This is a genomic window from Mesorhizobium sp. B2-8-3 (genome assembly GCF_006440815.1).
In the GTDB taxonomy this organism is placed as follows: Bacteria; Pseudomonadota; Alphaproteobacteria; order Rhizobiales; family Rhizobiaceae; genus Mesorhizobium.
Window position 1 is genome coordinate 1 of the sequence record NZ_VFTW01000056.1, and the last position, 1,366, is coordinate 1,366.

Consider the following 1,366-nt stretch of genomic DNA (forward strand, 5'->3'; position numbering starts at 1 on the left):
GCCGACGACCACGAGGTGGCCCGCATCGAGCATGGCAGCCGCGTCACCGCCGTCGCCTTCAGCCCGAACGGCGATCTGCTCGCCACCGGCAGCGATGATGGCACTGCACGGCTGATCCGCACAGTCGACGGCAAAGAGGCGGCCCGCATCGAGCACAGCGACACAGTTTCAGCCGTTGCCTTCAACCCAAAGGGCGACTTGCTCGCCACTGGCAGCCGGGACGGCAGTGCGCGGCTGATCCGTACCGCCGATGGCAAGGAGGCGGTCCGCATCGAGCACGGGAGCACAGTCAATGCCGTCGCATTCAGCCCGAAGGGCGACCTTATTGCCACCGCCAGCGACGACGGCAGCGCGAGGCTCATCCGCACCGCCGACGGCAAAGAGGTGGCTCGCGCCAGGCACGACGAGCCCGTCAACGCCGTGGCCTTCAACCCGAGTGGCGAACTGCTTGCCACCGGCAGTTCACGCAACGCGCGGCTGATCCGCACCGTCGATGGCAAAGAGGTGGCTCGCATCAAGCATAACTACGCGGTCTTGGCCATCGCCTTCAACCCGAACGGCGACCTCTTGGTGACCGGCAGCGCCGACGGTGGCGCGCGACTGATCCGCACCGTCGACGACAAAGAAGTGGCCCGCATCGAGCACGGCAACACAGTTCCGGCCGTCGCGTTTAGCCCAAAGGGCGACTTGCTCGCCACTGGTAGCCGGGACGGTAGTGCGCGGCTGATCCGCACATCAGACGGCAGCGAGGTGGCCCGCATCGAGCACAGCAGCCCAGTCACGGCTGTCGCCTTCAGCCCCGGCGGCGAACTGCTCGCAACTGCCAGCTGGGATGGCAGCGCCCGGCTGTTCCTGACTCCGGACCGGGTGTTCAAGAAGCTTTGCCGGGAGCGCGTCGGCCGCAACCTCTCGGCAGAGGAGTGGCAGCGTCATATCGGGCCAGTCAAGGACTGGGAGCCGACTTGTCGGGAATGGGCGAGCGAACCGTCACTGCTCGCAGCCTGGCAAGCGCGTAATGGAGGACAGAACTGATGGGCCGGCTGACGCCTCTGAGCGAAGGGATCGTCGGGCAATCGACAATGGATTGGGCATTCGTGAAAAGGCTGCGCGACCAGGGACTCGGCATAGCCGGCAGCCCGATCGAACCAGATTCCTGCTATTTCGAGATTCTCGTGCTGTCGTTGCGGCTGAAGCAGCCGCGCTGCCTTGCGACCGCCTTTCATGGAGTGGTCTATTCCTTCTCCCGTCTGCCTGAGGATGTCGCTGAGGCCGCGACAGCCACTAGTCGCGTTGGATGGCGGGTTTGATGACGACGCAGTACACGCGGCCGGTGGCGAGCATTCGCGGTGAGAGCGGAGCGATCTGC

At 65.4% G+C, this 1,366-nt stretch carries 2 protein-coding genes; both read left to right on the plus strand.

Going from position 1 to position 1,366, the window contains the following annotated elements; genetic code table 11:
* Window positions 1-1,032, plus strand: a 1,032-nt coding sequence (locus tag FJ418_RS31755) for a WD40 repeat domain-containing protein (protein ID WP_210243182.1), incomplete at its 5' end; no start/stop codon positions are given.
* Window positions 1,032-1,307: a hypothetical protein gene (locus FJ418_RS31760; RefSeq protein WP_140872231.1), complete on the plus strand. Its 276-nt coding sequence runs from the start codon at window positions 1,032-1,034 to the stop codon at window positions 1,305-1,307. The genes FJ418_RS31755 and FJ418_RS31760, both read left to right, overlap by 1 nt.
* Window positions 1,308-1,366 lie beyond the last annotated feature (59 nt).